This is a genomic window from Streptomyces sp. NPDC007856 (assembly GCF_042868225.1).
GTDB lineage: Bacteria > Actinomycetota > Actinomycetes > Streptomycetales > Streptomycetaceae > Streptomyces.
The window spans coordinates 309,211-332,781 of record NZ_JBIAEC010000006.1; the positions used below are offsets into that span (position 1 = coordinate 309,211).

Consider the following 23,571-nt stretch of genomic DNA (forward strand, 5'->3'; position numbering starts at 1 on the left):
TCACTGTCAGTGGTGGGCCGTAAGGTCTGTGGACATGGACAGCAGCATCGAGGACGCGGGCGCCCTGTCGGGCAGCGCCGAGCAGACGGATCCGGCCGGGGCGCCGCAGCCGACGCCTGTGGCGGCTTCGGTGCCGGGGCCCTCGACGGCTGTGGAGGCCGCCGAGCCCGACGCGGCGGTGCCGGCTCCGCCGGAGGCCGGTGCCGAGCGCGTCGCCATCCCGCCCTCCTCCCTGTCCCCGTCCCGGGCCAGTGACTTCATGCAGTGCCCGCTGCTGTACCGGTTCCGGGTGATCGACCGGCTGCCGGAGAAGCCGAGCGCGGCGGCGACCCGGGGCACCCTGGTGCACGCGGTGCTGGAGCGGCTGTTCGACGCGCCGGCGGCGGAGCGGACCGCGCCGCGGGCGAAGTCGCTGATTCCGGGGCAGTGGGACCGGCTGCGGGAGAGCAGGCCGGAGCTCGTGGAGCTGTTCGCGGACGATCCGGACGGGGAGCTGCTGGCGGGCTGGCTCACCGAGGCCGAGCGGCTGGTCGAGCGCTGGTTCACGCTGGAGGATCCGACGCGGTTGGAGCCGGCGGAGCGCGAGCTGTTCGTGGAGGCCGAGCTGGACTCGGGGCTGCGGCTGCGCGGGATCATCGACCGGGTGGATGTGGCGCCGACCGGTGAGGTGCGGATCGTCGACTACAAGACGGGGAAGGCGCCGCGGCCGGAGTACTCCGAGGGCGCGCTGTTCCAGATGAAGTTCTACGCCCTGGTGGTGTGGCGGCTGAAGGGGGTGGTGCCGCGGCGACTGCAGCTGGTCTATCTCGGCAGCGGGGACGTGCTGACGTACGACCCGGTCCTCGCCGATCTGGAGCGGGTGGAGCGCAAGCTGCACGCGCTGTGGGAGGCCATCAGGCAGGCCACGGAGAGCGGGGAGTGGCGGCCGCGGCCGACGAAGCTGTGCGGTTGGTGCGACCACCAGGCGCACTGCCCGGAGTTCGGCGGCACTCCCCCGCCGTATCCGTTGCCGGTGAGGGCGCGCGAGTCCGGGGGCGTGTCGCAGGGCAGAATGGGCCCGGACTAGCGAAGGAGTGTCAGGTGGCCATCCGTGTCCTACTGGTCGACGACCAGCCCCTGCTGCGTACGGGTTTCCGGATGATCCTGGAGGCCGAGCAGGACATCGCGGTCGTGGGCGAGGCCGGTGACGGCCTGCAGGCCCTCGATCAGGTGCGGGCCCTGCAGCCGGACGTCGTGCTGATGGACATCCGTATGCCGCGGATGGACGGGGTGGAGGCGACCCGGCAGATCACCGGGCCCGACCGGTCCGGTCCGGCGAAGGTGCTGGTGCTGACGACGTTCGACTTGGACGAGTATGTCGTCGAGGCGTTGCGCGCCGGGGCGAGCGGCTTTCTGCTGAAGGACGCGCCGGCCAATGAACTGGTGCAGGCGATCCGGGTGGTGGCGGCGGGTGAGGCGATGCTGGCGCCGAGCATCACGCGCCGCCTGCTGGACAAGTACGCCACGCATCTGCCCTCCGGTGAGGAGCCGGTGCCGGAGACCCTGAACACCCTCACCGACCGTGAGGTGGAGGTGCTGAAGCTGGTGGCGCGGGGTCTGTCCAATGCGGAGATCGCCGCCGACCTGTTCGTCAGCGAGACCACCGTGAAGACGCACGTGGGGCATGTGCTGACCAAGCTGGGTCTCAGGGACCGGGTGCAGGCGGCGGTGTACGCGTACGAGAGCGGTCTGGTGCGTCCCGGCGCGCAGTGAGCGCGGACGCGTCCGCTGCGACGGCGAAGGGCGCCCCTCCCGCGTGGAGATGGGCGCCCTCGCTGTCAGCGGGCGTCAGCTCTTGCTGAGTTCCCAGAACCGGAACACCGTGGAGGCGTCCAGGCAGTACTCCAGGCCGTAGACGCCGTCGCGGACGACCGCGTACTGCTTGGCCTGCCAGACGGGCAGGACGGGCAGTTCGGTGGCGACGATGTTCTGCAGCTGCCCGAAGTCCTTGTCGGTGGCGGCCCGGTCGCTCTGTGCGGCGGTGTCGGGGATGAGGGTGCCGGTGATGGTGCGGTTGCTGTAGTTGTTGTCCAGTACGTTGCCCTTGCCGAAGAAGGGTGCGGTGAAGTTGTCGGCGTCCGGGTAGTCCGGGACCCAGCCCTTGACGTACACGCCGTATTTGCCGGCCGCGATGTTCTTCTCGTACTGGCCGAAGGCGACGGACTTGACGTCGGCGTCGAACAGGCCGCTGGCGTTGAGCTGTCCGGCGATGGCCTTCAGTTCCTCGTCGGTGGCGGGGCCGTAGCGCGACGGCGTGGACCACAGGGTGAGCCTGACCTTGCCGGTGATGCCGGCGGCGCGCAGTGCGGCGGCGGCCTTGGCCTGGGAGGGGCGGGCGCCGTAGGTGTCGAAGAAGGCCGTGTTGTGGCCGACGATGCCCGCCGGAATGATCGAGTACAGCGGGGTGGCGGTGCCCTGGTAGACGTTCTTGATGAGGGCGTCGCGGTCGACGAGGTAGGCCATGGCCTTGCGGACGCCGAGTTTTCCGGCGACCGGGTCGTTCATGTTGAAGACCAGGTGCTGGACTTCGGCGCTGCTGCCCTCGATGACGTCGACGCCCTTGCCTTCCTGCTGGTCGAGGCCGGCGATGTCGGAGGCGGACAGGCCTCGGTAGGCGATGTCGACCTTGCCGTCGAGGAGGGCCTTTTTGAGGGCGGCGCGGTCGTCGTGGAAGAACTTCAGGGTGACGCCGGAGTTCTTGACCTCGGCGGTGCCCTGGTAGTTGCCGTTGACGGAGAAGACGGCCTGGTCCTTGTCGAAGGAGTCCAGCTTGTAGGGGCCGGAGCCGATGGCCTTGTGGTCGGTGCGCAGGCCGTTCGCGTCGTACTGGCGGTGGTCGACGATGGAGCCGGCGCCGGAGGCGATCTTGCTGGGGAAGGTGGCGTCGGAGGACTTCAGGTGGAAGACGACCGTCTTCGCGTCGGGGGTGTCGACTCTGCCCAGCATCGGGAACATGATCGCGGGCCCCGAGGGGTCGTTGATCTTCAGCATGCGGTCGAAGGAGAACTTCACGTCCTTCGAGGTGAGCGGGTCACCGTTGCTGAACTTCAGGCCGTCCTTGAGCGTGCACTGGTAGACGGTGGCCCGGGAGTCGGTGAAGGTGCATTCCTTGGCCAGTTCCGGCTGGGGCTCGGTCCCGCCCTTGGGGAAGCTGAGCAGCGACTGGAAGACGTTGTCGAACAACAGCCAGGAGCCGGGGTCGTAGCCGGAGGCCGGGTCCGTGGCGAGGACGTCGTCGGACATCCCCATCACCATGGCGGAGCCGGTACCCCCGGAGTCACCGGATCCCGAGCCGCAGCCGGTCAACAGGCCGGAGGCCAGCCCCGCCACGATGGGCAGGACTGGCCACTGGTTGCGCATGTTCACTTGAAATGTGCCTTGTCGTCGGTTCGTCACCCCGGGGCCGCCGTCCTGGCCCCGGGCAGTCCGGGGCAGCCGTCCCTGGCCCCCGGACGAGAGAGCCGTCAGCCGCTCACACCACGGCCGAGCTCCCACAGCTGAAGCGTCGAGGAGGAGTTGAGGGCGTAGGCCACGCCCGTGATGTCATCCCGTGCGGCGACGTACTGCTTGCCCTGCCACAGGGGCAGGACCGGGACGTCCTCGGCGACGATGTCCTGGATCTCCGTGAGGCTCTTGGCGGCGTTGAGCCGGTCGGCCTCGCGGCGGGACTCCGGGATCAGGGTGCGCTGGATGGTGCTGTTGGAGTACGGCGAGCCGAGGAAGTTGTCCTTGTCGAGGAAGGGCGCGAGGAAGTTGTCGGCGTCCGGGAAGTCGGGGAACCAGCCCATGCCGTAGACGTCGTACTGGCCCTTCTGCTCGGCGGGCCGGAAGGTGTCCCAGGAGTGGCCCTGGATGGACGCGTCGAAGAGGCCGCTGTCGTTGAGCTGCTTCTGCAGGACCTCGAACTCCTTCTTCGTGGCGGAGCCGTAGTGGTCGGTGGTGTAGTGCAGGGTCAGCTTGACCGGCGCGGTGATGCCGGCCCCGGTCAGCAGGGCCTTGGCCTTGGCGACGCTGGGGTTGCCGTACTTGTTGAAGAACGAGTTGGAGTGGCCGGTGACGGTGGCCGGGACGAGCGAGTACAGCGGCTCGGCCTGGGTGCCGTAGACCTTGGAGAGGATTTCCGCGCGGTCGATGAGCTGGGCCATGGCCTGGCGCACGGCCTTGGACTTCACGCTGGGCGCGTTGGTGTTGAAGGCGAGGTAGCGGATTTCCAGGCCCGGCATGTCGACGAGGTCGACCTTGTTGGTGCCGCCGGCGTCCAGCTTCTGGATCTGGTCGGGCGACATGGTGCGGGTCATGACGTCGATGTCACCCTTGTCGATGGCGGCGCCCATGGCGTCGGCGTCGGTGAAGGAGCGCAGTTCGACCTTGTCGTTGTTGACCTTCACGGCCCCCTTGTAGTTGGGGTTCTTGGTGAAGGTCATGGCGGTCATCGCGTTGCCGCTGACGTCGCCCTGGAAGGTGTAGGGGCCCGACCCGTCGACCTCGAAGCCGCCGCGCAGCTTGTCCTTCTGGTAGTCCTTCGGGTTGATGATGCCCGCGACCGGGGTGGACAGCTTGTACGGGAAGGTGGCGTCGGCGGTCTTGAGGTGGAAGATCACCTCGCGGTCGCCCTGGGTCTCGACGGTGTCGATGGTGTTCAGCAGGGAGGACACGCCACTGCTGGACTTGAGGCGCAGGGCGCGCTCGATGGAGTACTTGACGTCCTGGGCGGTCACCGGGTCGCCGCTCGCGAACTTCAGGCCGTCGCGGAGCTTGCAGGCGTAGCGCTCGCTGCCGCTGTCGGTGAAGGAGCAGCTCTCGGCGGCGTCCGGGACGGGGTCGCCCTCGCCCTTCGGCTGGGCCATCAGGGTCTGCACGGTCTGGCGCAGGATGTTCCAGGTGCCTACGTCGTAGGCGTAGGCGGGGTCGAGGGGCGCCGGGGCATCGCTGGTGGTCGTGAACCGGTCCGTGGTACCGACGACGATGGCGTCACCGCTCTTGCTCCCGCTGCCGGATCCGCCACACGCGGCGAGAACCGGGGTGAGCAGGCCGGCCACCGCCGGCAGCACCAAAGTCTTGCGGTTCATGCGGGAGTTTCTCCAGAGCTGTTCGGGTCCGTGTATCCGGCATGCAGGGTGGTGCGGCGGATCACGGGGGGTTGCGGCGATGTTCTCGCGATGAGATTAGTCCGCGCCCGCAGGAGGGTTCACGGCCCCGTGAGTTGACCCCCCATCACGCAGTGGAACCAGGTGCGGACACACCGAAAACCCGACAGCGGCAGGATTAGTGCAGCATCCCATCAATCGGGACACAAAGACCCGTCCTTCCGGCCCGAACAGTGCCGTTCAGCACACTTGACGCGGGTTGTCGAGGGTGGCCGGGGTGGGGAACGTCACACTTTCAACTGTGCCGGGAGTCAGTGGAATTCGGCCGGACGGCCGGCCGTGAATTCCACTCGGGTGTACTTCCCCGGAAATTTGTCCAACCGGGCCAATGGACTTTTCACGCTGGGTGAACGGCTAGGGCATTTGCGTCATCAGGCCACGCAGAAATGCCAGGTCGACCTCTTCCAGGGAGGTCACCACGGTGCGTCCGGCGGCCGGGCTGATGGGGGCGACGGAGGGTACTGCGACGACACGGCAGCCCGCTGCCTCGGCGGCGGCGACACCGGTGGCGGTGTCCTCGACCACCGCGCATCTGTCCGGCCGGGCGTCGAGCCCCGCCGCGGCGAGCAGATAGGGGTCGGGGAAGGGCTTGGTGCGCGAGACCTCGTCACCGGCGATGGACAGGGCGAAGTGGTGCGCGCCGAGGATGCTCAGCACACGGTCGATGATGCGCCGGTGGGAGGCGGAGACCAGGGCGGTGGGGATGGCGTGCTCGTGGAGTTCGGCGAGCAGGCGGGCGGCGCCCGGCATGAGCGGCAGGGCCCGGTCGATGCGGTCCTCGAAGCCCTCGTTGAGCAGCACGGTGAGTTCGGCGAGGCTGATGTCGGCGCCGGTGGCCTCGATGAGGAAGCCGGCGCTGCGGGTCATGGGTCCGCCGACCACGACGTGCCGCCAGGACTGGTCCAGGGTGTGACCGAGGGCGGCGAAGACCTCGACCTCGACGTCCCACCAGAAACCCTCGGTGTCCACCAGGGTGCCGTCCATGTCGAGGAGCACCGCCTGCAGGGCGGAGCCTTCGGCCGTAAGGGTTCCGAGCGCGGGGACCGTGCTGGTCATCCTGGCGCACCTCCTTGAGGGACGATCAGGCCGGTTCCCGGACAGGGAACCGGCCTGGTGGACCGACCAGTGTACGTCTCCGGTGCGCAAAACGCCTCGTTTATCACTCGCGCCCGGGGGTATGCCGAAAATCACCCTTACGCAGGCCGGAGGGCCGTTGGTGTGTGCCGTGGAGCCGCCGGCGCTGCGGCTCGGGCCGAACCCCCGGAGGGCTCAGCGGGCGTTGAAGTACTTCGCCTCCGGATGGTGGATCACGATGGCGTCCGTGGACTGCTCGGGGTGCAGCTGGAACTCCTCGGACAGGTGGACGCCGATCCGCTCCGGCCGGAGCAGGTCCGCGATCTTGGCGCGGTCCTCCAGGTCGGGGCAGGCGCCGTAGCCGAGGGAGAAGCGGGCGCCCCGGTACTTCAGGGCGAACATGTCCTCCATGTCGGCCGGGTCCTCGCCGCCGAAGCCGAGTTCGGCGCGGACGCGTGCGTGCCAGTACTCGGCGAGCGCCTCCGCCAACTGGACGGAGAGGCCGTGCAGTTCGAGGTAGTCGCGGTAGGCGTTGGCCTCGAAGAGCTTCGCGGTCTCCTCGCCGATGCGCGAGCCGACGGTGACGACCTGGAGGCCGACGACATCGGTCTCGCCGGACTCCTCCGGGCGGAAGAAGTCGGCCAGGCACAGGCGCCGGCCGCGGCGCTGGCGCGGGAAGGTGAACCGGGTGCGCTCGTTGCCCCGCTCGTCCAGGATGATCAGGTCGTCGTCCTTGGACACACAGGGGAAGTAGCCGTAGACGACGGCGGCTTCCAGCAGGTTCTCCGTCTGGAGCCGCTCCAGCAGTCCGCGCAGCCGGGGGCGGCCCTCGCTCTCCACGAGTTCCTCGTACGACGGTCCCTCGCCGGTGCGGGCCTGCTTCAGGCCCCACTGGCCCTTGAACAGCGCGCCCTCGTCGAGCCAGCTCGCATACTCCTTGAGCTGGATGCCCTTGACGATGCGGGTGTCCCAGAACGGCGGGGTCGGCACGGGGTTGTCGGTGGCGACGTCGGAGCGGACGTGCCCTTCCTCGGGGCGTTCGGCGACCTCGACGGCGGCGGTGGCCCGCACCCTGCGCCGACGCAGCTCGGGCAGCTTGGCGCCCGGCACGCCGCGCTTGACCCCGATGAGGGCGTCCATCAGGCGCAGGCCCTCGAAGGCGTCGCGGGCGTAGCGGACCTCGCCCTCGTAGATCTCGTGCAGGTCCTGCTCCACATAGGCGCGGGTGAGGGCGGCACCGCCGAGGATGACCGGGAACCGGGCGGCGAGGCCGCGCTGGTTCAGCTCCTCCAGGTTCTCCTTCATGATCACCGTGGACTTCACCAGCAGCCCGGACATGCCGATGACGTCGGCCCGGTGCTCCTCGGCGGCCTCCAGGATCGCGGAGACCGGCTGCTTGATGCCCAGGTTGACGACGTTGTAGCCGTTGTTGGACAGGATGATGTCGACCAGGTTCTTGCCGATGTCGTGGACGTCGCCGCGCACGGTGGCCAGCACGATGGTGCCCTTGCCCTCGGCGTCGGACTTCTCCATGTGCGGTTCGAGGTAGGCGACGGCGGCCTTCATGACCTCGGCGGACTGCAGGACGAAGGGCAGCTGCATCTGGCCGGAGCCGAACAGGTCGCCGACCACCTTCATGCCGTCCAGCAGGGTCTCGTTGACGATGTCGAGCGCCGGGCGGTCCTGCAGGGCCTCGTCGAGGTCGGCTTCCAGGCCGTTGCGTTCGCCGTCGATGATGCGCCGCTTGAGGCGCTCCTCCAGCGGCAGCGCGGCCAGTTCCTCGGCCTTGCCCGCCTTCAGGGACTTGGCGGTGGCGCCCTCGAAGAGCTGCATCAGCTTCTGCAGGGGGTCGTAGCCCTCGCGGCGGCGGTCGTAGATCAGGTCCAGGGCCGTGGTGACCTGCTCCTCGTCGAAGCGGGCGATCGGCAGGATCTTGGAGGCGTGCACGATCGCCGAGTCCAGGCCCGCCTTCACGCACTCGTCGAGGAAGACGGAGTTCAACAGGATGCGGGCGGCCGGGTTCAGGCCGAAGGAGATGTTCGACAGGCCGAGCGTGGTCTGGACGGCCGGGTGGCGCCGCTTCAGCTCGCGGATCGCCTCGATGGTGGCGAGGCCGTCCTTGCGGGACTCCTCCTGACCGGTGCAGATGGTGAAGGTCAGGGTGTCGATGAGGATGTCCTCCTCACGGATGCCCCAGTTCCCGGTCAGGTCGTCGATCAGCCGTTCGGCGATCTCGACCTTCTTCTCGGGTGTGCGGGCCTGCCCCTCCTCGTCGATCGTGAGCGCGATCAGTGCGGCGCCGTGCTCCTGGGCGAGCTTGGTGACCTTGGCGAACCGGGAGTCGGGGCCGTCGCCGTCCTCGTAGTTCACCGAGTTGATCACAGCGCGGCCGCCGAGTTTCTCCAGGCCCGCCTGGATGACGTCGACCTCGGTGGAGTCCAGCACGATCGGCAGGGTGGAGGCGGTGGCGAAGCGGCCGGCGAGTTCCTCCATGTCGGCGACGCCGTCGCGGCCGACGTAGTCCACGCACAGGTCGAGCAGGTGCGCGCCCTCGCGGATCTGCTCCCGGGCCAGCTCCACACAGTCGTCCCAGCGGCCCGCCAGCATGGCCTCGCGGAACTTCTTGGAGCCGTTGGCGTTGGTGCGCTCGCCGATGGCCAGGTAGGAGGTGTCCTGGCGGAAGGGGACCGTCTGGTAGAGGGAGGCGGCGCCGGGCTCGGGGCGCGGGTCGCGGGCGGGCGGGGTGCGGCCCTGGACGCGCTCGACGACCTGGCGCAGGTGCTCGGGGGTCGTGCCGCAGCAGCCGCCGACGAGGGAGAGGCCGTACTCGCGGACGAAGGTCTCCTGGGCGTCGGCCAGCTCGGGCGCGGTCAGCGGGTAGTGGGCGCCGTCCTTGCCGAGGACGGGCAGGCCCGCGTTGGGCATGCAGGACAGCGGGATGCGGGCGTTGCGGGCGAGGTAGCGCAGGTGCTCGCTCATCTCGGCCGGGCCGGTGGCGCAGTTCAGGCCGATCATGTCGATGCCGAGCGGCTCCAGCGCGGTGAGCGCGGCGCCGATCTCGGAGCCGAGGAGCATGGTGCCGGTGGTCTCGACGGTCACGGAGACGATCACCGGCAGGTCCAGGCCGAGGGCTTCCAGGCCGCGCCGGGCACCCAGGACGGCGGCCTTGGTCTGCAGCAGGTCCTGGGTGGTCTCCACGAGCAGCGCGTCGGCGCCGCCGGTGACCAGGCCCTCGGCGTTGCGCTGGTAGGCGTCGCGCAGGGTGGTGTACGGGGCGTGGCCGAGGGTGGGCAGCTTGGTGCCGGGGCCCATGGAGCCGAGGACCCAGCGGGTACGGCCGTCCTTGGCGGTGAACTCGTCGGCGACCTCGCGGGCCACGCGGGCGCCGGCCTCGGACAGCTCGTGGACGCGCTCGGAGATGTCGTACTCGCCGAGGGCGGAGTGGTTGGCCCCGAAGGTGTTGGTCTCGACGCAGTCGACGCCCACGGCGAAGTACGCCTCGTGGACGGAGCGGACGATGTCGGGGCGGGTGAGGTTGAGGATCTCGTTGCAGCCTTCGAGCTGCTGGAAGTCCTCGAGGGTGGGGTCCTGGGCCTGGAGCATGGTGCCCATGGCTCCGTCGGCGACCACCACACGGGTGGCGAGTGCCTCTCGGAGCGCGGACACACGGGTCCGGCTGTCGGCGGAAGGGGACGGTGGCAACGAGGCCATGAAGGGGCTCCCTAGGTGCGACGGCTGTCGGCTTTGCGGTGTCCCGGACAGGCGGGGAGGCCGCACGGCGCCAGAGTAGCCGGGAGTCGGCTTGGATGGGCACCGGCGTCCACGAGGCGGACGCCGGTGGCCCGTGCACCACGGGCAGGTCACGTGTGATGTAACAAGTGCCGACCGACCGTTAGCGGGAGGTCGTCATGGACCGGTAGTGTTCGACATTGCCGAACGGTGTTGAATGCCGTGCGGTAGTCGAAGGGGACGGAGGCAGGACGGCGATGGCACGGAACATCCAGTCGCTCGAACGGGCGGCCGCGATGCTGCGCTTGCTCGCGGGTGGCGAGCGGCGGCTCGGTCTGTCGGACATCGCCTCGTCTCTGGGCCTCGCCAAGGGCACCGCCCACGGCATTCTGCGCACCCTCCAGCAGGAGGGCTTCGTGGAGCAGGACGACACCTCCGGGCGCTATCAGCTGGGCGCGGAGCTGCTGCGCCTGGGGACCACCTACCTGGACGTGCACGAACTGCGCGCCAGGGCCCTGGTGTGGACCGACGACCTGGCCCGTTCCAGCGGGGAGAGCGTGTACCTGGGCGTCCTGCACCAGCAGGGCGTGCTGATCGTGCACCACGTCTTCCGGCCGGACGACAGCCGGCAGGTGCTGGAGATCGGCGCCATGCAGCCACTGCACTCCACCGCGCTGGGCAAGGTGCTGTCGGCCTACGACCCGGTGGCGCACAGCGAGGCGCTGGAGGCGGACCGGAAGCCCTTCACCGACCGCACGGTGTGCGACATCGAGGACTTCGAGCACCTTCTCGACATCACACGCGCGCGTGGCTACGCGGCCGACGTCGAGGAGACCTGGGAGGGCGTGGCGTCGATCGCCGCGCCCATCCACGACCGGCGCCGCATGCCCGTGGGCGCGGTCGGCATCACCGGGGCCGTGGAACGGCTGCGCCGGGACGGGGAGCTGCGTCCCGAGCTGATCGCGGCGGTGCGCGACTGCGCCCGCGCGGTGTCGAGGGACCTGGGCGCGGGACGGTTCTGACCGCTGCCCCGAGGGGATGCCTGGGTTCCTCCCAGGGAGGACCGGAACGCCGGGCGGCGTTCCGGTCCTCGCCATACCCTGAAACCGACATATCAGGCTAATGCCCACGTCAGCATGCGAAGAGTGACAACCCGCAGCGATCAATAACGATCCTGTTTTCGATAACAGAACCCTTGACGCATGCGTAACGCCGAAGCGAGACTCCCGTCCATCGGTCGGCATTGTCGAACACCTACCGGCAATACGCGCTAGAGTGTGACAACGCCAAGGGCCGGCATCGCTCTCACCCCCGAGGGCGCCAGAACCCCGGCGGGACCCGGGGTTCGGCCCCTGGACGAAGGACAAAGGAGTCGCGGGTGTCCAGCTCCGACATCTTCATCGGCGAGACCATCGGTACCGCCATACTCATCCTGCTCGGCGGCGGCGTCTGCGCTGCCGTCACGCTGAAGGCCTCCAAGGCCCGTAACGCCGGTTGGCTCGCCATCACCTTCGGGTGGGGCTTCGCCGTCCTGACGGCTGTGTACATCTCCGGACCGCTCTCCGGTGCGCACCTCAACCCGGCCGTCACCGTCGCCCTTGCCATCAAGAACAGCGACTGGAGCAACGTTCCGGTCTACTTCGCCGGCCAGCTGCTCGGCGCGATGATCGGCGCGACCCTGGTGTGGATCGCCTACTACGGCCAGTTCCACGCTCACCTGACCGACAAGGAGATCGTCGGCGGTCCGGGCGCGCAGGCCACCGCGGCCAAGGCGGTCGAGGCCCAGGAGAAGGGCGCCGGTCCGGTCCTCGGCATCTTCTCCACCGGCCCCGAGATCCGGAACGCGGCGCAGAACCTCGCCACCGAGATCATCGGCACGGTCGTGCTGATCCTCGCGGTCCTCACGCAGGGCCTGAACGACAAGGGCAACGGCCTCGGTGTCCTCGGCGGTCTGGTCACCGCGTTCGTGGTGGTGTCGATCGGTCTCTCCCTCGGCGGACCGACGGGCTACGCCATCAACCCGGCCCGTGACCTGGGCCCGCGCATCGTGCACGCCCTGCTGCCGCTGCCCAACAAGGGCGGTTCCGACTGGGCGTACGCCTGGATTCCCGTGGTCGGTCCGCTGATCGGCGGCGCGATCGCCGCAGGCATATACAACGTCGCCTTCGCCTAGAAATCACTTCGAAGCACGCGCCGTACGCACCGCCCTATCACCAGGATCTTTTGGAGCACACAGTGACCGACGCCCACACCGCAGGCCCGTTCATCGCCGCGATCGACCAGGGCACCACCTCCAGCCGCTGCATCGTCTTCGACCGGGACGGCCGGATCGTCTCCGTCGACCAGAAGGAGCACGAGCAGATCTTCCCGAAGCCGGGCTGGGTCGAGCACAACGCCAACGAGATCTGGACCAACGTCCAGGAAGTCGTCGCCGGCGCCATCGCCAAGGCGGGCATCACGCGTGACGACATCAAGGCCATCGGCATCACCAACCAGCGCGAGACCACCGTGCTGTGGGACAAGAACACCGGTGAGCCCGTCCACAACGCCCTCGTCTGGCAGGACACCCGCACCGACGCCCTGTGCAAGGAGCTGGGCCGCAACGTCGGCCAGGACCGCTTCCGCCGCGAGACCGGCCTGCCGCTGGCCTCGTACTTCTCCGGTCCCAAGGCCCGCTGGCTGCTCGACAACGTCGACGGCCTGAAGGAGCGCGCCGAGGCGGGCGACATCCTCTTCGGCACCATGGACACCTGGGTCATCTGGAACCTGACCGGTGGTGTCAACGGCGGCAAGCACGTCACCGACGTCACCAACGCCTCCCGCACCATGCTGATGAACCTGCACACCACGGAGTGGGACGAGAAGATCGCCGAGTCCATCGGCGTGCCGCTGCAGATCCTGCCCGAGATCCGCTCCTCCGCCGAGGTCTACGGCGAGGTCACCGGCGGCAAGCTCGGCGAGCTGCTCGGCGGCATCCCGGTGGCCTCCGCGCTCGGCGACCAGCAGGCGGCCCTGTTCGGCCAGACCTGCTTCTCCGAGGGCGAGACCAAGTCGACCTACGGCACCGGCACCTTCATGGTGATGAACACCGGTGACAAGATCATCAACTCCTACGCCGGTCTGCTGACCACGGTCGGCTACAAGATCGGCGACCAGCCGACGGTCTACGCCCTGGAGGGCTCGATCGCCGTCACCGGCTCGCTGGTGCAGTGGATGCGCGACCAGATGGGCCTGATCTCCACCGCCGCCGAGATCGAGACGCTCGCGCTCTCGGTCGAGGACAACGGCGGCGCCTACTTCGTACCGGCGTTCTCCGGTCTGTTCGCCCCGCACTGGCGCTCCGACGCCCGCGGTGTGATCGCCGGCCTGACCCGGTACGTCACCAAGGCGCACCTCGCCCGCGCCGTCCTGGAGGCCACCGCCTGGCAGACCCGGGAGATCGCCGACGCCATGGTCAAGGACTCCGGCGACGAGCTGGTGGCCCTGAAGGTCGACGGCGGCATGACCTCCAACAACCTGCTGATGCAGACCCTCGCCGACGTTCTGGACGCACCGGTGGTGCGCCCGATGGTCGCCGAGACCACCTGCCTCGGCGCCGCCTACGCCGCCGGCCTGGCCGTCGGCTTCTGGTCCAGCACCGACGAACTGCGCGCCAACTGGCGCCGGGCCGCCGAGTGGACCCCCCAGATGGACGCGGACACCCGCGACCGTGAGTACAAGAACTGGCTCAAGGCCGTCGACCGGACCATGGGCTGGATCGAGGACGAGAGCTGAGCCGCCCGACACAGCTCAGACATCTCTGACGAGGAGTAAGTACCCGACATGACCAGTCAGTCCACCCTGAGTTCCGTGCCTGCCCTGGGGACGCACCCGGCCTCCGGCTCCAACCCGAGCCGGGCCGAGACCAGGGAGCAACTCTCCAAGGCGTCGTACGACCTTCTGGTGATCGGCGGCGGCATCCTGGGCATCTCGACCGCCTGGCACGCCGCGCAGTCCGGCCTGAGGGTGGCTCTGGTCGACGCCGGCGACTTCGCCGGTGCCACCTCCTCCGCCTCCTCCAAGCTGCTCCACGGCGGTCTGCGCTACCTGCAGACCGGCGCGGTGAAGCTGGTGGCGGAGAACCACTTCGAGCGCCGTGCGGTCTCCCGCCAGGTGGCCCCCCACCTGGCGAACCCGCTCACCTTCTACCTCCCCGTGTACAAGGGCGGGCCGCACGGCGCGGCGAAGCTCGGCGCGGGCGTCTTCGCCTACTCCGCGCTGTCCGCGTTCGGTGACGGCGTCGGCCATCTGCTCTCCCCCGCCAAGGCGGCGCAGGACGTGCCCGAGCTGCGCACCGAGAACCTCAAGGCCGTGGCCGTGTACGGCGACGACCAGATGAACGACGCGCGCATGGCGCTGATGACGGTCCGCGCGGCCGTCGAGTCGGGCGCGGTCGTCCTCAACCACGCCGAGGTCACCGGCCTGCGCTTCACCAATGGCCGGGTCACCGGTGCCGACCTCAAGGACCAGCTGTCCGGCGAGGAGTTCGGCGTCAACGCCCGCCTGGTGCTCAACGCGACCGGCCCCTGGGTCGATCACCTGCGCAGGATGGAGGACCCGAACGCGGCGCCGTCGATCCGTCTGTCGAAGGGCGCGCATCTGGTCCTGAAGCGGACCTCGCCGTGGAAGGCCGCGCTCGCGACTCCCATCGACAAGTACCGCATCACCTTCGCCCTCCCGTGGGAGGACATGCTGCTGCTCGGCACCACCGACGAGGAGTACGAGGGCGACCCGGCGGACGTGTCCGTCAATGACAAAGACATAGCGCAGATCCTGGACGAGGCCGCGTTCTCCGTGCGCGACCAGCAGCTGCAGCGCGACCTGATCACCTACGCCTTCGCCGGTCTGCGGGTGCTGCCGGGCGGCCCCGGCGACACCGCCAAGGCCAAGCGCGAGACCGTGGTGACCGAGGGCAAGGGCGGCATGCTGTCCGTCGCGGGCGGCAAGTGGACCACCTTCCGGCACATCGGCCGTACGGTGATGCAGAAGCTGGAGGCGCTGCCGGGTCACCCGCTCGGCGACGACTTCGAGCCGATCTCCTCGCTGCCGAAGAAGCTGCCGCTGCCCGGCGTCGCCAACCCGCGCGCGGTCGCCCACCGGCTGCTCGTGGACCGGCCGGCTCCGGGTCCGCGGATGGCCGCCGACACCGCCAGGCACCTGGCCACCCACTACGGCTCCCTGGCCTTCGACATCGCCCGCCTGGCGAACGAGGACCCGGAGCTGGCCGAGCGCGTCCACCCCGACGCGCCGGAGATCTGGGCGCAGGTGGTCTGGGCCCGTGACCACGAGTGGGCCGAGACCGCGGACGACGTCCTGCGCCGCCGTACGACGCTGACGATCCGGGGCCTGGCCACGGACGAGGTCCGCGCGGGGGTGCAGGACCTGCTCGACAAGAAGTAGGCCACGGTGGCGGCCGGTCCGCTCCCCTGACCGGGACCGGCCGCCACCGCAGCGCCGGACCGCCGCATCGGGTCCGGACGACCGAGAGGGGCGGCCCCACGCCGATGGGGCCGCCCCTTTCGGCTGCCCTGGGGGTGTTGTCAGTGCCGGGTGCTTCCATGGGGGGCATGAACAACGATCAAGCGGATCCCGGCGAACTCGCGGCGCTGCGGGAGGCCTTCGCGGTGGACGACGGCGGCGAGTCCGCTCTGGGCTGGGCGGCGGTGCGCGCGTTCGAGACGGAGCACGGGGTGGTGCTGCCGGAGCCGTACCGGACGTTCGTGGCGGAGGTGACGGACGGGTCGTACCAGGGGCCGCCGGAGTACGGGCTGGTGGGACTGGTCGAGGGCGGCGCGAAGCAGAAGCTGGCCGAGCCGTTCCCGCTCTCCGGCGCATGGCTGTGGGAGGAGGACGAGGGGCCTTACGAGGATCCGGACGCAGTGATCGAGCAGGTCGGCCGCGACGGCTCGCTCATGCTCGGCACCGACGGCTGCGGCATGGACTGGCATCTGATCGTCACCGGTCCCCACCGGGGCCAGATATGGCAGATCACCGGTGAGGGCGCGTTTCCCTTGGGGGCCGAGTTCGGGTGCACCACCGCCGAGTCCGGTTTCGCCGGCTGGGTGCGGCACTGGGCGGCGGGCAGGGAGTGGTTCGACGCGCCGCCCGCATAATGGCCGCTGAGACATCCGATGTCTGGGCGACCAGGGAGGCCGGTCATGGCAGTCACCGATGAGGCGATCGAGAAGATCAAGGGCATGATCGTCTCCGGTGCGCTGCGGCCCGGGGACCGGTTGCCCAAGGAGAGCGAGCTGGCCGCCGAGTTGGGGCTGTCGCGGAACTCGCTGCGGGAGGCCGTGCGGGCGCTGTCGCTGATCCGGATCCTGGACGTGCGGCAGGGCGACGGCACGTACGTCACCAGCCTCGATCCGCAACTGCTGCTGGAGGCGCTGAGCTTCGTCGTGGACTTCCACCGCGACGACACCGTCCTGGAGTTCCTCGCGGTGCGCCGGATCCTGGAGCCGGCCGCGACCGCGATGGCGGCCTTCCGGATCGGCGAACAGCAACTGGACGCGCTGTCCGCCCAGTTGGACGCCCTTGGTGACCAACCCTCGGTGGAGGAACTGGTCGCCGCCGACCTGGAGTTCCATCGCGGCATCGTGCGCGGCGCGGGCAACTCGGTGCTGTGCTCGCTGTTGGACGGTCTGTCGGGGCCGACCACGCGGGCCCGGATCTGGCGGGGCCTCACCCAGGAGGACGCGGTCGGCCGCACCCTGCGCGAGCACCGGGCGATCCTGGCCGCGCTGCGCGACCGGGACGCGGAGGCGGCCCGCTCCTGGGCGACCGTGCACATCGCGAGCGTGGAACAGTGGCTGCGCAGCACCCTGTGAGAGGGGGCAAGCGCCCGTGCGGATCCGCTCGGGCTCCGGGTTGACGGCGGGTGTTCGACGGTGGCGAACGGGGCAGTGATCCGGTCACTGGCCCACGCAAAGGGGCTGCGGGCGCCCCCGCCGGACGCCGTAAGGTTGGTGAGTCAAGCGAGGGCACGTCGGAAGGAGGCACTGGGTGATCGAGCTGGAGGGGGTTCCCGAGCTGATCGACCCAGTCATGGTGGCCGCGTTCGAGGGCTGGAACGATGCCGGCGACGCCGCCTCCACGGCGGTCGCGCATCTGGAACGCGAGTGGAAGGGCGAGGTCTTCGCGGCGCTCGACGCCGAGGACTACTACGACTTCCAGGTGAACCGGCCCACGGTGTTCATGGACGCCGGTGTGCGCAAGATCACCTGGCCGACGACGAGGTTGTCGGTGGTGCGGGTCGGCGGCGAGAAGCCGCGCGACCTGGTGCTGGTCCGCGGCATCGAGCCGTCCATGCGCTGGCGCTCGTTCTGCAACGAGCTGCTCGGCTTCGCGCACGAGCTGGGCGTGGAACTGGTGGTCATCCTGGGCGCCCTGCTCGGTGACACCCCGCACACGCGTCCCGTGCCGGTCAGCGGGGTGACGTCCGACCCGGACCTGGCCCAGCGGATGGACCTGGAGGAGACCAAGTACGAGGGCCCTACGGGCATCGTCGGCGTCCTGCAGGAGGCGTGCACGCACGCCGGCGTCCCGGCGGTGTCGCTGTGGGCGGCCGTACCGCACTACGTCTCCCAGCCGCCCAACCCGAAGGCCACGCTGGCGCTGCTCAACCGGCTGGAGGACCTGCTGGACCTGCGCATCCCGCAGGGCGAGCTGCCGGAGGACGCGCGTGCCTGGCAGGTGGGCGTGGACCAGCTGGCCGCAGAGGACAGCGAGGTCGCCGAGTACGTCCAGACGCTGGAGGAGGCCCGGGACACCGCCGAACTGCCGGAGGCTTCGGGTGAGGCGATCGCCCGCGAGTTCGAGCGGTATCTGCGGCGCCGGGACGTCAGCCCGCCGGGCGGCCACGCGACGGCCGACGGCGGGGACGGTGGCGCCTTCCGCAGGGACAACCCCGGCGGAAGGAACCGGCCGCCGAAACCGCCCAGGCCGGATGCGGCCGAGGGTGACGACGAAGACAGCTCTGAGGAGTGAGACACCGGAAGGGGCGGTTCCCAAGGAGGGAACCGCCCCTTCCGCATCCATCGGAGGTGCCGGAACTAGAGCGCTACCCCCAGCAGCGCGTCCACCGCACGCGTGACCACGCCGGGCGCGCCCGTGTCAGTGCCACCCTGCTCCTCCTGCCGGGCCGCCCAGCGGTCCACCGCCGCGAGGGCGGCGGGGGCGTCCAGGTCGTTGGACAGGGCCTCGCGGATCTCCTCGACCAGCGCGTCCGCCGGCGGGCCGTCGGGGCGGGAGACGGCCGCTCGCCAGCGGCCGAGGCGGGCCACCGCATCCTGCAGGACCTGGTCGGTCCACTCCCAGTCGGCGCGGTAGTGGTGGGCGAGCAGCGAGAGGCGGATGGCTGCCGGATCGACGCCGTCCCGGCGGAGCTGGGAGACGAAGACCAGGTTGCCCTTGGACTTGGACATCTTCTCGCCGTGCAGGGCGACCATGCCGGCGTGGACGTAGGCCTTGGCCATGGGGAACTCGCCGGTGAGCACCTGGGCGTGCGAGGCGCCCATCTCGTGGTGCGGGAACGCGAGGTCGGAGCCGCCGCCCTGGACGTCGAAGCCCATGCCGAGGTGGTCGAGGGCGATCGCGACGCACTCGATGTGCCAGCCGGGCCGGCCCCGGCCGAGGGAGCCGCCGTCCCAGCTGGGCTCGCCCTCGCGGGCCGCCATCCACAGCATCGGGTCCAGCGGGTTCTTCTTGCCCGGGCGGTCCGGGTCGCCGCCGCGCTCGGCGGACAGCAGCCGCATGGCGGCCGCGTCGAGGTTCGAGACCTTGCCGAAGTTCGGGTCGGACTCGACGGAGAAGTAGATGTCGCCCTCCAGCTCGTAGGCCGCGCCGAGTTCCCGCAGCCGCTCCACGAGCGGGACGATGCCGGGTATCGCCTCCACGGCGCCTATGTAGTGCCGGGGCGGGAGCATCCGGAGGGCGGTCATGTCCTCGCGGAAGAGGACGGTCTCCTTCTCGGCGAGGGCGACCCAGTCGACGCCGTCCCGCTCCGCGCGCTCCAGCAGCGGATCGTCGACGTCGGTGACGTTCTGGACGTAGTGGACCTGCCGCTTGGTGTCGAGCCACACGCGCTGCACGAGGTCGAACGCGTTGTAGGTCGCCGCGTGACCCATGTGGGTCGCGTCGTACGGGGTGATGCCGCAGACGTAGATACGGGCGACGGGACCGGGGTCGAGGGTGACGAGGCCGCCGGTCGCGGTGTCGTGGATCCTCAGGTCGCGGCCCTGACCAGGCAGGGCGGGGACCTCGGAAGCGGGCCAGGCATGCATGTACATGAGCCTAACCGGCTGCCCGCCGCGTATACGAACGGGATCGCGGCCGATGGCCGGTTTCGCGGTCTTGTACATCGGCGCCCGATGTGCTGATCGCGCTCACACCGGCGGCCAGGGAATGGCGGGCCACTCGCCGTTCGGCTCCGGGTGCACTCCCGCGGTGAGCAGCGCCTCGACACGCGCGCGTGTGGCGTCGATCTCGGCCGCGGTGATCAGTGCGGTCAGCCGCTCGCCCAGCGGCCCGCCGAGGGCCTCCCGCAGTCCCTGCAGGGCCTCGACGGCTTCGGCGGTCAGCGGCTCCCCGGCCCAGCCCCACAGCAGCGTGCGCAGCTTGTTCTCGACGTTGAAGGTGACGCCGTGGTCGATGCCGAAGAGCCGGCCATCGGTGGTGGGCAGCAGATGGCCGCCCTTGCGGTCGGCGTTGTTGATCACCGCGTCGAGGACGGCGAGCCGGCGCAGCCGGTCGTCGTCGGCGTGCACGAGGAGCGCGGTGCGGCCCTCGCCGACCTCGGCCAGGCCGATCGCCTTCCAGCCCGGCTCCGGTTCCTCGGCGTCGACCAGGGCGAGCAGCTCCGCCTCGGCCTGGACGTCGATCCACAGCTGGCACATGCCCTCGCCGTACGGCCCGTCGCGCAGCACGGTCGGCGGGACGAGCCCCCAGCCGATGGCCTCGGAGACCTCGTAGGCGGCCACCTCGCGGCCGGCCAGGGTGCCGTCGGGGAAGTCCCACAGCGGGCGTTCCCCGGCCACCGGCTTGTAGATGCAGGAGGCTTCCCGGCCGTCCAGGGCGATGGTGCAGAAGAGTGCGGCGTTGGACGCCTCGCGGATCCGGCCGCGCACGGTCAGCTCACCGCGCGCGAGCAGCTCGGCGGCGGCCGAGTCGGCTGCGGCGTCGGTGGGCGTCACGCTCCGCGGCGGTATCCGTTCTGGCGCGGACATACGTGTCCTTCCGGATCGAGCGGGAGGCTGCACAGCGGACACGGCGGCCGCCCGGCGTTGACGACGTCGAGGGCGCGCTTGGCGAAGGCCCGGGCCTGCGCACCGGTGAGCCGGACCCGCAGCATCGGGGGCCCGTTCTCCTCGTCCTGGAGCAGGCGCTCCTCGGCCTCGGCGAGGTCCTCCTCGGTGTCGGCCTCCAGCTCCACCAGGGCCTGCGCCTCGACGATCATGCGCTGTTCCTCGCCGTCCCAGGCCAGCGCCATGGTGCCGACGCGGAACTCCTCCTCGATGGGGGTCTCCAGCGGCGCGGTGTCGGCGATCTCGGTGGGCGCCATGGCGGGGACGGCGGCGCTACCGCCGCTGCGCCGTACGACCTCGTCGAGCAGTTCGTCCATGCGCTCGGCGAGGGCGGCCACCTGGGTCTTCTCCAGAGCCACGCTGGTCACCCGGGAGCCTGCGGTGGCCTGGAGGAAGAACGTACGGCGTCCGGGCAGTCCGACCGTGCCGGCCACGAAGCGGTCCGGCGGGTCGTAGAGGAACACCTGACGGGACACGTCCTGTCTCCATTGAGAGTGAGTTCGAGAGTTTCGGCGGTGCGGGCCGCCCACGGATGCGCGACTGTGTGGATCGCTTCACCCTACTGCGGCCGACGATCACGGTGCGCCCGCACCACCTCCGACCGGTGCGTCGCCCTCACCAGGTTCCTCGCGCGGGACGAGCGAAGCGAAATCCCCGGTGTCGCCGAGGCGAACGAGGAACGGCCGCAGCCGGGTGTAGCGGATCGCGGTGACGGAGCACGGTTCCACGGAGATCCGCTGGAACAGGTCGAGGTGGAGTCCGAGGGCGTCGGCGACCAGGGATTTGATGATGTCACCGTGGGAGCACATGAGGTAGACGGCGTCGGCGCCGTGCTCGCGCTCCACGCGCGCGTTCCACTCGCGTACGGCCTCGGCGGCGCGGGTCTGCATGGCGCGCATGGACTCGCCGCCGGGGAAGGCGGCGGCCGACGGATGGGCCTGGACGACCTCCATCAGCGGCTCGTCCTTGAGCTCGGCGAGCTTGCGGCCGGACCAGTCGCCGTAGTGGCACTCCCCGATCCGCTCGTCGGTGTGGGCGCGCAGGCCGGGACGGGCCTCCAGCAGCGGCCGTACGGTCTCCTGGCAGCGCTGCAGGGGGCTGGTGACGACCTCGGAGATCGGCAGTGCGGCGAGCCTTTTGGGCAGCGCGGCGGCCTGGGCGGCGCCGCGCTCGTCCAGGGCGACGCCTGGCGTCCAGCCGGCGAGCACACCGGAGGTGTTGGCGGTGGAGCGTCCGTGCCTGACGAGGATCAGCGTGGGCATGCGGCCCAGGGTAGGCGTATCAGCACATGCACCGGGGACCGGGCGAAGGGAGAATGCGCTCCGTGATCGTCGACTGCGCCATCTACCGGCACGGGCACCGCACCGAGGGTCCGGAGGACCTGTCCGACGCGCTCTCGGAGGCGCGGGCCGAGGGCGGGTTCGTGTGGATCGGCCTGTATGAGCCGTCCGAGCGGGAGTTCGACCTGGTCACCCAGGAGTTCGGGCTGCATCCGCTGGCGGTGGAGGACGCGCTCAACGCGCATCAGCGGCCCAAGCTGGAGGTGTACGAGGACTCGCTGTTCATGGTGCTGAAACCGGTCGTGTACGAGGCGGAGAGCGACACCGTCTCGGCGGGCGAGATCATGGTCTTCGTCGGCGACGGTTTCGTGGTCACCGTCCGTCACGGCGAGGGCTCGCCGCTGGCCGCCGTACGGCGTCGGCTGGAGGACGAGCCGGAGATGGTCGACAAGGGCCCGACCGCCGTGCTGTACGCGATCTCCGACGCGGTCGTCGACCACTATCTGGAGGTGGCGACGGAGCTGGGGACCGATCTGGAGGAGCTGGAGGCGGAGGTGTTCCTGCCGGACGGCGGCGGCTCGCGGGGCACCGCGTCCCGGATCTACGGCTTCAAGCGGCAGATCCTGGAGTTCCGCCGGGCCACCGGCCCGCTGGCGCTCCCGCTGACCCGGCTGGCCGGCACCGGACCGATGGGCGCGTCGGTGCCGTTCGTGCACGACAAGGCGCGCCCGTTCTTCCGGGACGTCGGCGACCACCTCACGCGTGTGAACGAGTCCGTGGAGGCCCTGGACCGGCTGGTGTCGGACGTCCTGTCGGCGCATCTGGCGCAGATGAGCGTGCGGCAGAACGACGACATGCGGAAGATCTCCGCGTGGGCGGCGATGGCCGCGGTCCCCACGATGATCGCGGGGATCTACGGCATGAACTTCGACCACATGCCGGAGCTGCACTGGTTGTGGTCGTATCCGGCGGTGATCCTGGCGATGGCGGCTCTGGAGGTGCTGCTGTACCGCCTGTTCAAGCATCGCGGCTGGCTGTAGGACCGGTGCGGCTCAGGCGAACTCGGGGGCTGGGGTGGCGGGGCCGCCGAGGGGGTCGCGGCGCTCGGGCATGCGGAGGGTGACCATGCGCCGCCAGCCGGCGAGGCGCTCGTAGGCGTACACCGCGTGGATGCCGGCCGCGAGGAGGGCGTACCTGGCCCTGGACCAGCCCAGGATGCGGCCCATGCGGGCCATCACGGCGAGGCTGACGTCCCGGTGGACGCGGATCTCGGCGAGGGCGCACTCGCGCAGGGTGCGCTGGATCAGCCGGCCGTGTCCGGCGGCGGCGAGCCGCAGCAGTTCCTCATGGGTGTAGGCGAGGTGGTCGTCCTCGTCGTCGGAGATCATGCGTAGGGCCCTGCCGACCTCGGGATGGCCGGCGAAGTGTCCGAAGAGCAGCGCCATCTGCTCGGCGGCACGCTGTTCGGTGACGCGGCTGTGGGAGAGGTAGACGACGATGTCCCGCTCGGTGAGCGGTTCGTCCCGCCTGAGCTTGTCGTGGGCGAGGCCGATGCCGTGCCGCTCCAGCAGCATCGTGTAGTCGGTCTCGGGCGGTACGGCGACGGGGGTGAGCCCGCGCTTCTTCATCAGGGCGGTGAAGATGCGTCCGTGCTTGTCCTCGTCGGCGCCGTGCCGGGCGATCTTCGGGGCGAGGGCGCGTTCGCCGGGCGGGACCAGCGCGGCGATGCGCCCGTTCTCCCAGCCGCCCTGGGACTCTCCGCTGGCGGCGATGGAGCAGAAGAGCCGGAAGGCCTCGTCGTTGTCGAGGATCTCCTTGAACAGACTCTTGGCCGAAAGCATGAATAGAGTCAAATGCGCACAGGGTGGGGCATGCAACAGCTGTGCGTGTCCGCTCGGCCAAAAGAATGAGTTCCCGGTCGTAACCGCGCGGCGCCTGGCGCGTTGTTCCCTGTGACGG

19 protein-coding genes are annotated in these 23,571 nt (G+C 70.0%); 10 read left to right on the plus strand and 9 right to left on the minus strand.

Annotation, left to right across the window (positions count from 1 at the left end; genetic code table 11):
• The first annotated feature begins 34 nt into the window (after positions 1-34).
• Both ACFYOH_RS17325 and ACFYOH_RS17330 read left to right on the plus strand, forming a co-directional pair.
• Positions 35-1,066, plus strand: a complete 1,032-nt coding sequence (locus ACFYOH_RS17325) for a PD-(D/E)XK nuclease family protein (protein ID WP_388626389.1) — start codon at positions 35-37, stop codon at positions 1,064-1,066.
• A 14-nt stretch (positions 1,067-1,080) separates the two neighbouring features.
• Entirely contained in the window at positions 1,081-1,752 is a 672-nt protein-coding gene (locus ACFYOH_RS17330; protein ID WP_388626391.1) for a response regulator, read from the plus strand.
• A gap of 75 nt (positions 1,753-1,827) precedes the next feature.
• On the opposite strand, the gene ACFYOH_RS17335 is transcribed toward ACFYOH_RS17330, so the two are convergent.
• From ACFYOH_RS17335 to metH, 4 genes are all read right to left on the minus strand, one after another.
• Positions 1,828-3,405: an ABC transporter substrate-binding protein gene (locus ACFYOH_RS17335; protein ID WP_388626393.1), complete on the minus strand. Its 1,578-nt coding sequence runs from the start codon at positions 3,403-3,405 to the stop codon at positions 1,828-1,830.
• 98 nt (positions 3,406-3,503) lie between these two features.
• Entirely contained in the window at positions 3,504-5,108 is a 1,605-nt protein-coding gene (locus tag ACFYOH_RS17340; RefSeq protein ID WP_388626395.1) for an ABC transporter substrate-binding protein, read from the minus strand.
• 432 nt (positions 5,109-5,540) lie between these two features.
• Positions 5,541-6,242, minus strand: coding sequence for an HAD family hydrolase (locus ACFYOH_RS17345; RefSeq protein WP_388626397.1), 702 nt, complete (start codon positions 6,240-6,242; stop codon positions 5,541-5,543).
• A gap of 213 nt (positions 6,243-6,455) precedes the next feature.
• Positions 6,456-9,971 carry a methionine synthase gene (gene metH, locus ACFYOH_RS17350; RefSeq protein WP_388626398.1) on the minus strand — a complete coding sequence of 1,172 codons (3,516 nt, stop codon included), beginning with the start codon at positions 9,969-9,971 and terminating at the stop codon, positions 6,456-6,458.
• A 275-nt stretch (positions 9,972-10,246) separates the two neighbouring features.
• Between metH and ACFYOH_RS17355 the strand changes: the two genes are divergently transcribed.
• From ACFYOH_RS17355 to ACFYOH_RS17385, 7 genes are all read left to right on the plus strand, one after another.
• Entirely contained in the window at positions 10,247-11,011 is a 765-nt protein-coding gene (locus tag ACFYOH_RS17355) for an IclR family transcriptional regulator (RefSeq protein WP_388626400.1), read from the plus strand.
• A 356-nt stretch (positions 11,012-11,367) separates the two neighbouring features.
• A complete protein-coding gene (locus ACFYOH_RS17360) occupies positions 11,368-12,162 on the plus strand; it encodes an MIP/aquaporin family protein (RefSeq protein ID WP_388626402.1) in 795 nt (264 codons plus the stop codon).
• Positions 12,163-12,224: 62 nt separating this feature from the next.
• Entirely contained in the window at positions 12,225-13,763 is a 1,539-nt protein-coding gene (gene glpK / locus ACFYOH_RS17365; protein ID WP_388626404.1) for a glycerol kinase GlpK, read from the plus strand.
• A gap of 48 nt (positions 13,764-13,811) precedes the next feature.
• Entirely contained in the window at positions 13,812-15,428 is a 1,617-nt protein-coding gene (locus ACFYOH_RS17370; protein ID WP_388626406.1) for an FAD-dependent oxidoreductase, read from the plus strand.
• A 167-nt stretch (positions 15,429-15,595) separates the two neighbouring features.
• Positions 15,596-16,141 (plus strand): SMI1/KNR4 family protein, encoded by a 546-nt coding sequence (locus ACFYOH_RS17375; RefSeq protein ID WP_388626408.1) that lies wholly within the window; start codon positions 15,596-15,598, stop codon positions 16,139-16,141.
• 45 nt (positions 16,142-16,186) lie between these two features.
• Positions 16,187-16,858: a FadR/GntR family transcriptional regulator gene (locus ACFYOH_RS17380; RefSeq protein WP_388626409.1), complete on the plus strand. Its 672-nt coding sequence runs from the start codon at positions 16,187-16,189 to the stop codon at positions 16,856-16,858.
• A 175-nt stretch (positions 16,859-17,033) separates the two neighbouring features.
• Entirely contained in the window at positions 17,034-18,017 is a 984-nt protein-coding gene (locus ACFYOH_RS17385) for a PAC2 family protein (protein ID WP_388626410.1), read from the plus strand.
• Between the two features lie 65 nt (positions 18,018-18,082).
• Here ACFYOH_RS17385 and mshC read toward each other — a convergent pair whose 3' ends face one another.
• The 4 genes from mshC to ACFYOH_RS17405 form a co-directional block, all read right to left on the minus strand.
• Positions 18,083-19,312, minus strand: a complete 1,230-nt coding sequence (gene mshC / locus ACFYOH_RS17390; protein ID WP_388626412.1) for a cysteine--1-D-myo-inosityl 2-amino-2-deoxy-alpha-D-glucopyranoside ligase — start codon at positions 19,310-19,312, stop codon at positions 18,083-18,085.
• A 102-nt stretch (positions 19,313-19,414) separates the two neighbouring features.
• The gene (locus ACFYOH_RS17395; protein ID WP_388626413.1) at positions 19,415-20,254 is read right to left on the minus strand and encodes an SCO1664 family protein; all 840 of its coding nucleotides are present in this window, start codon (positions 20,252-20,254) and stop codon (positions 19,415-19,417) included.
• Positions 20,218-20,808, minus strand: coding sequence for a DUF3090 domain-containing protein (locus ACFYOH_RS17400; RefSeq protein WP_388626415.1), 591 nt, complete (start codon positions 20,806-20,808; stop codon positions 20,218-20,220). The genes ACFYOH_RS17395 and ACFYOH_RS17400 overlap by 37 nt, the downstream gene beginning before the upstream one ends.
• Positions 20,809-20,907: 99 nt before the next feature.
• Positions 20,908-21,594, minus strand: a complete 687-nt coding sequence (locus ACFYOH_RS17405) for a histidine phosphatase family protein (protein ID WP_388626416.1) — start codon at positions 21,592-21,594, stop codon at positions 20,908-20,910.
• A 62-nt stretch (positions 21,595-21,656) separates the two neighbouring features.
• Here ACFYOH_RS17405 and corA point away from each other — a divergent pair, with 62 nt between their 5' ends.
• Entirely contained in the window at positions 21,657-22,652 is a 996-nt protein-coding gene (gene corA, locus ACFYOH_RS17410; protein WP_388626418.1) for a magnesium/cobalt transporter CorA, read from the plus strand.
• A gap of 12 nt (positions 22,653-22,664) precedes the next feature.
• Here corA and ACFYOH_RS17415 read toward each other — a convergent pair whose 3' ends face one another.
• Complete coding sequence (locus ACFYOH_RS17415; protein WP_388626420.1) at positions 22,665-23,453, minus strand: ferritin-like domain-containing protein; 789 nt, start codon at positions 23,451-23,453, stop codon at positions 22,665-22,667.
• Positions 23,454-23,571: the final 118 nt, after the last annotated feature.

Bases quoted from the DNA above. Each gene is read 5' to 3' on its own strand.
- ACFYOH_RS17325 (WP_388626389.1), top strand. From the start codon at position 35: ATGGACAGCAGCATCGAGGACGCGGGCGCCCTGTCGGGCAGCGCCGAG.
- ACFYOH_RS17340 (WP_388626395.1), bottom strand. From the start codon at position 5,108: ATGAACCGCAAGACTTTGGTGCTGCCGGCGGTGGCCGGCCTGCTCACC.
- ACFYOH_RS17345 (WP_388626397.1), bottom strand. From the start codon at position 6,242: ATGACCAGCACGGTCCCCGCGCTCGGAACCCTTACGGCCGAAGGCTCC.
- metH (WP_388626398.1), bottom strand. From the start codon at position 9,971: ATGGCCTCGTTGCCACCGTCCCCTTCCGCCGACAGCCGGACCCGTGTG.
- ACFYOH_RS17355 (WP_388626400.1), top strand. From the start codon at position 10,247: ATGGCACGGAACATCCAGTCGCTCGAACGGGCGGCCGCGATGCTGCGC.
- ACFYOH_RS17370 (WP_388626406.1), top strand. From the start codon at position 13,812: ATGACCAGTCAGTCCACCCTGAGTTCCGTGCCTGCCCTGGGGACGCAC.
- ACFYOH_RS17375 (WP_388626408.1), top strand. From the start codon at position 15,596: ATGAACAACGATCAAGCGGATCCCGGCGAACTCGCGGCGCTGCGGGAG.
- ACFYOH_RS17380 (WP_388626409.1), top strand. From the start codon at position 16,187: ATGGCAGTCACCGATGAGGCGATCGAGAAGATCAAGGGCATGATCGTC.
- mshC (WP_388626412.1), bottom strand. From the start codon at position 19,312: ATGCATGCCTGGCCCGCTTCCGAGGTCCCCGCCCTGCCTGGTCAGGGC.
- ACFYOH_RS17395 (WP_388626413.1), bottom strand. From the start codon at position 20,254: ATGTCCGCGCCAGAACGGATACCGCCGCGGAGCGTGACGCCCACCGAC.
- ACFYOH_RS17405 (WP_388626416.1), bottom strand. From the start codon at position 21,594: ATGCCCACGCTGATCCTCGTCAGGCACGGACGCTCCACCGCCAACACC.
- ACFYOH_RS17415 (WP_388626420.1), bottom strand. From the start codon at position 23,453: ATGCTTTCGGCCAAGAGTCTGTTCAAGGAGATCCTCGACAACGACGAG.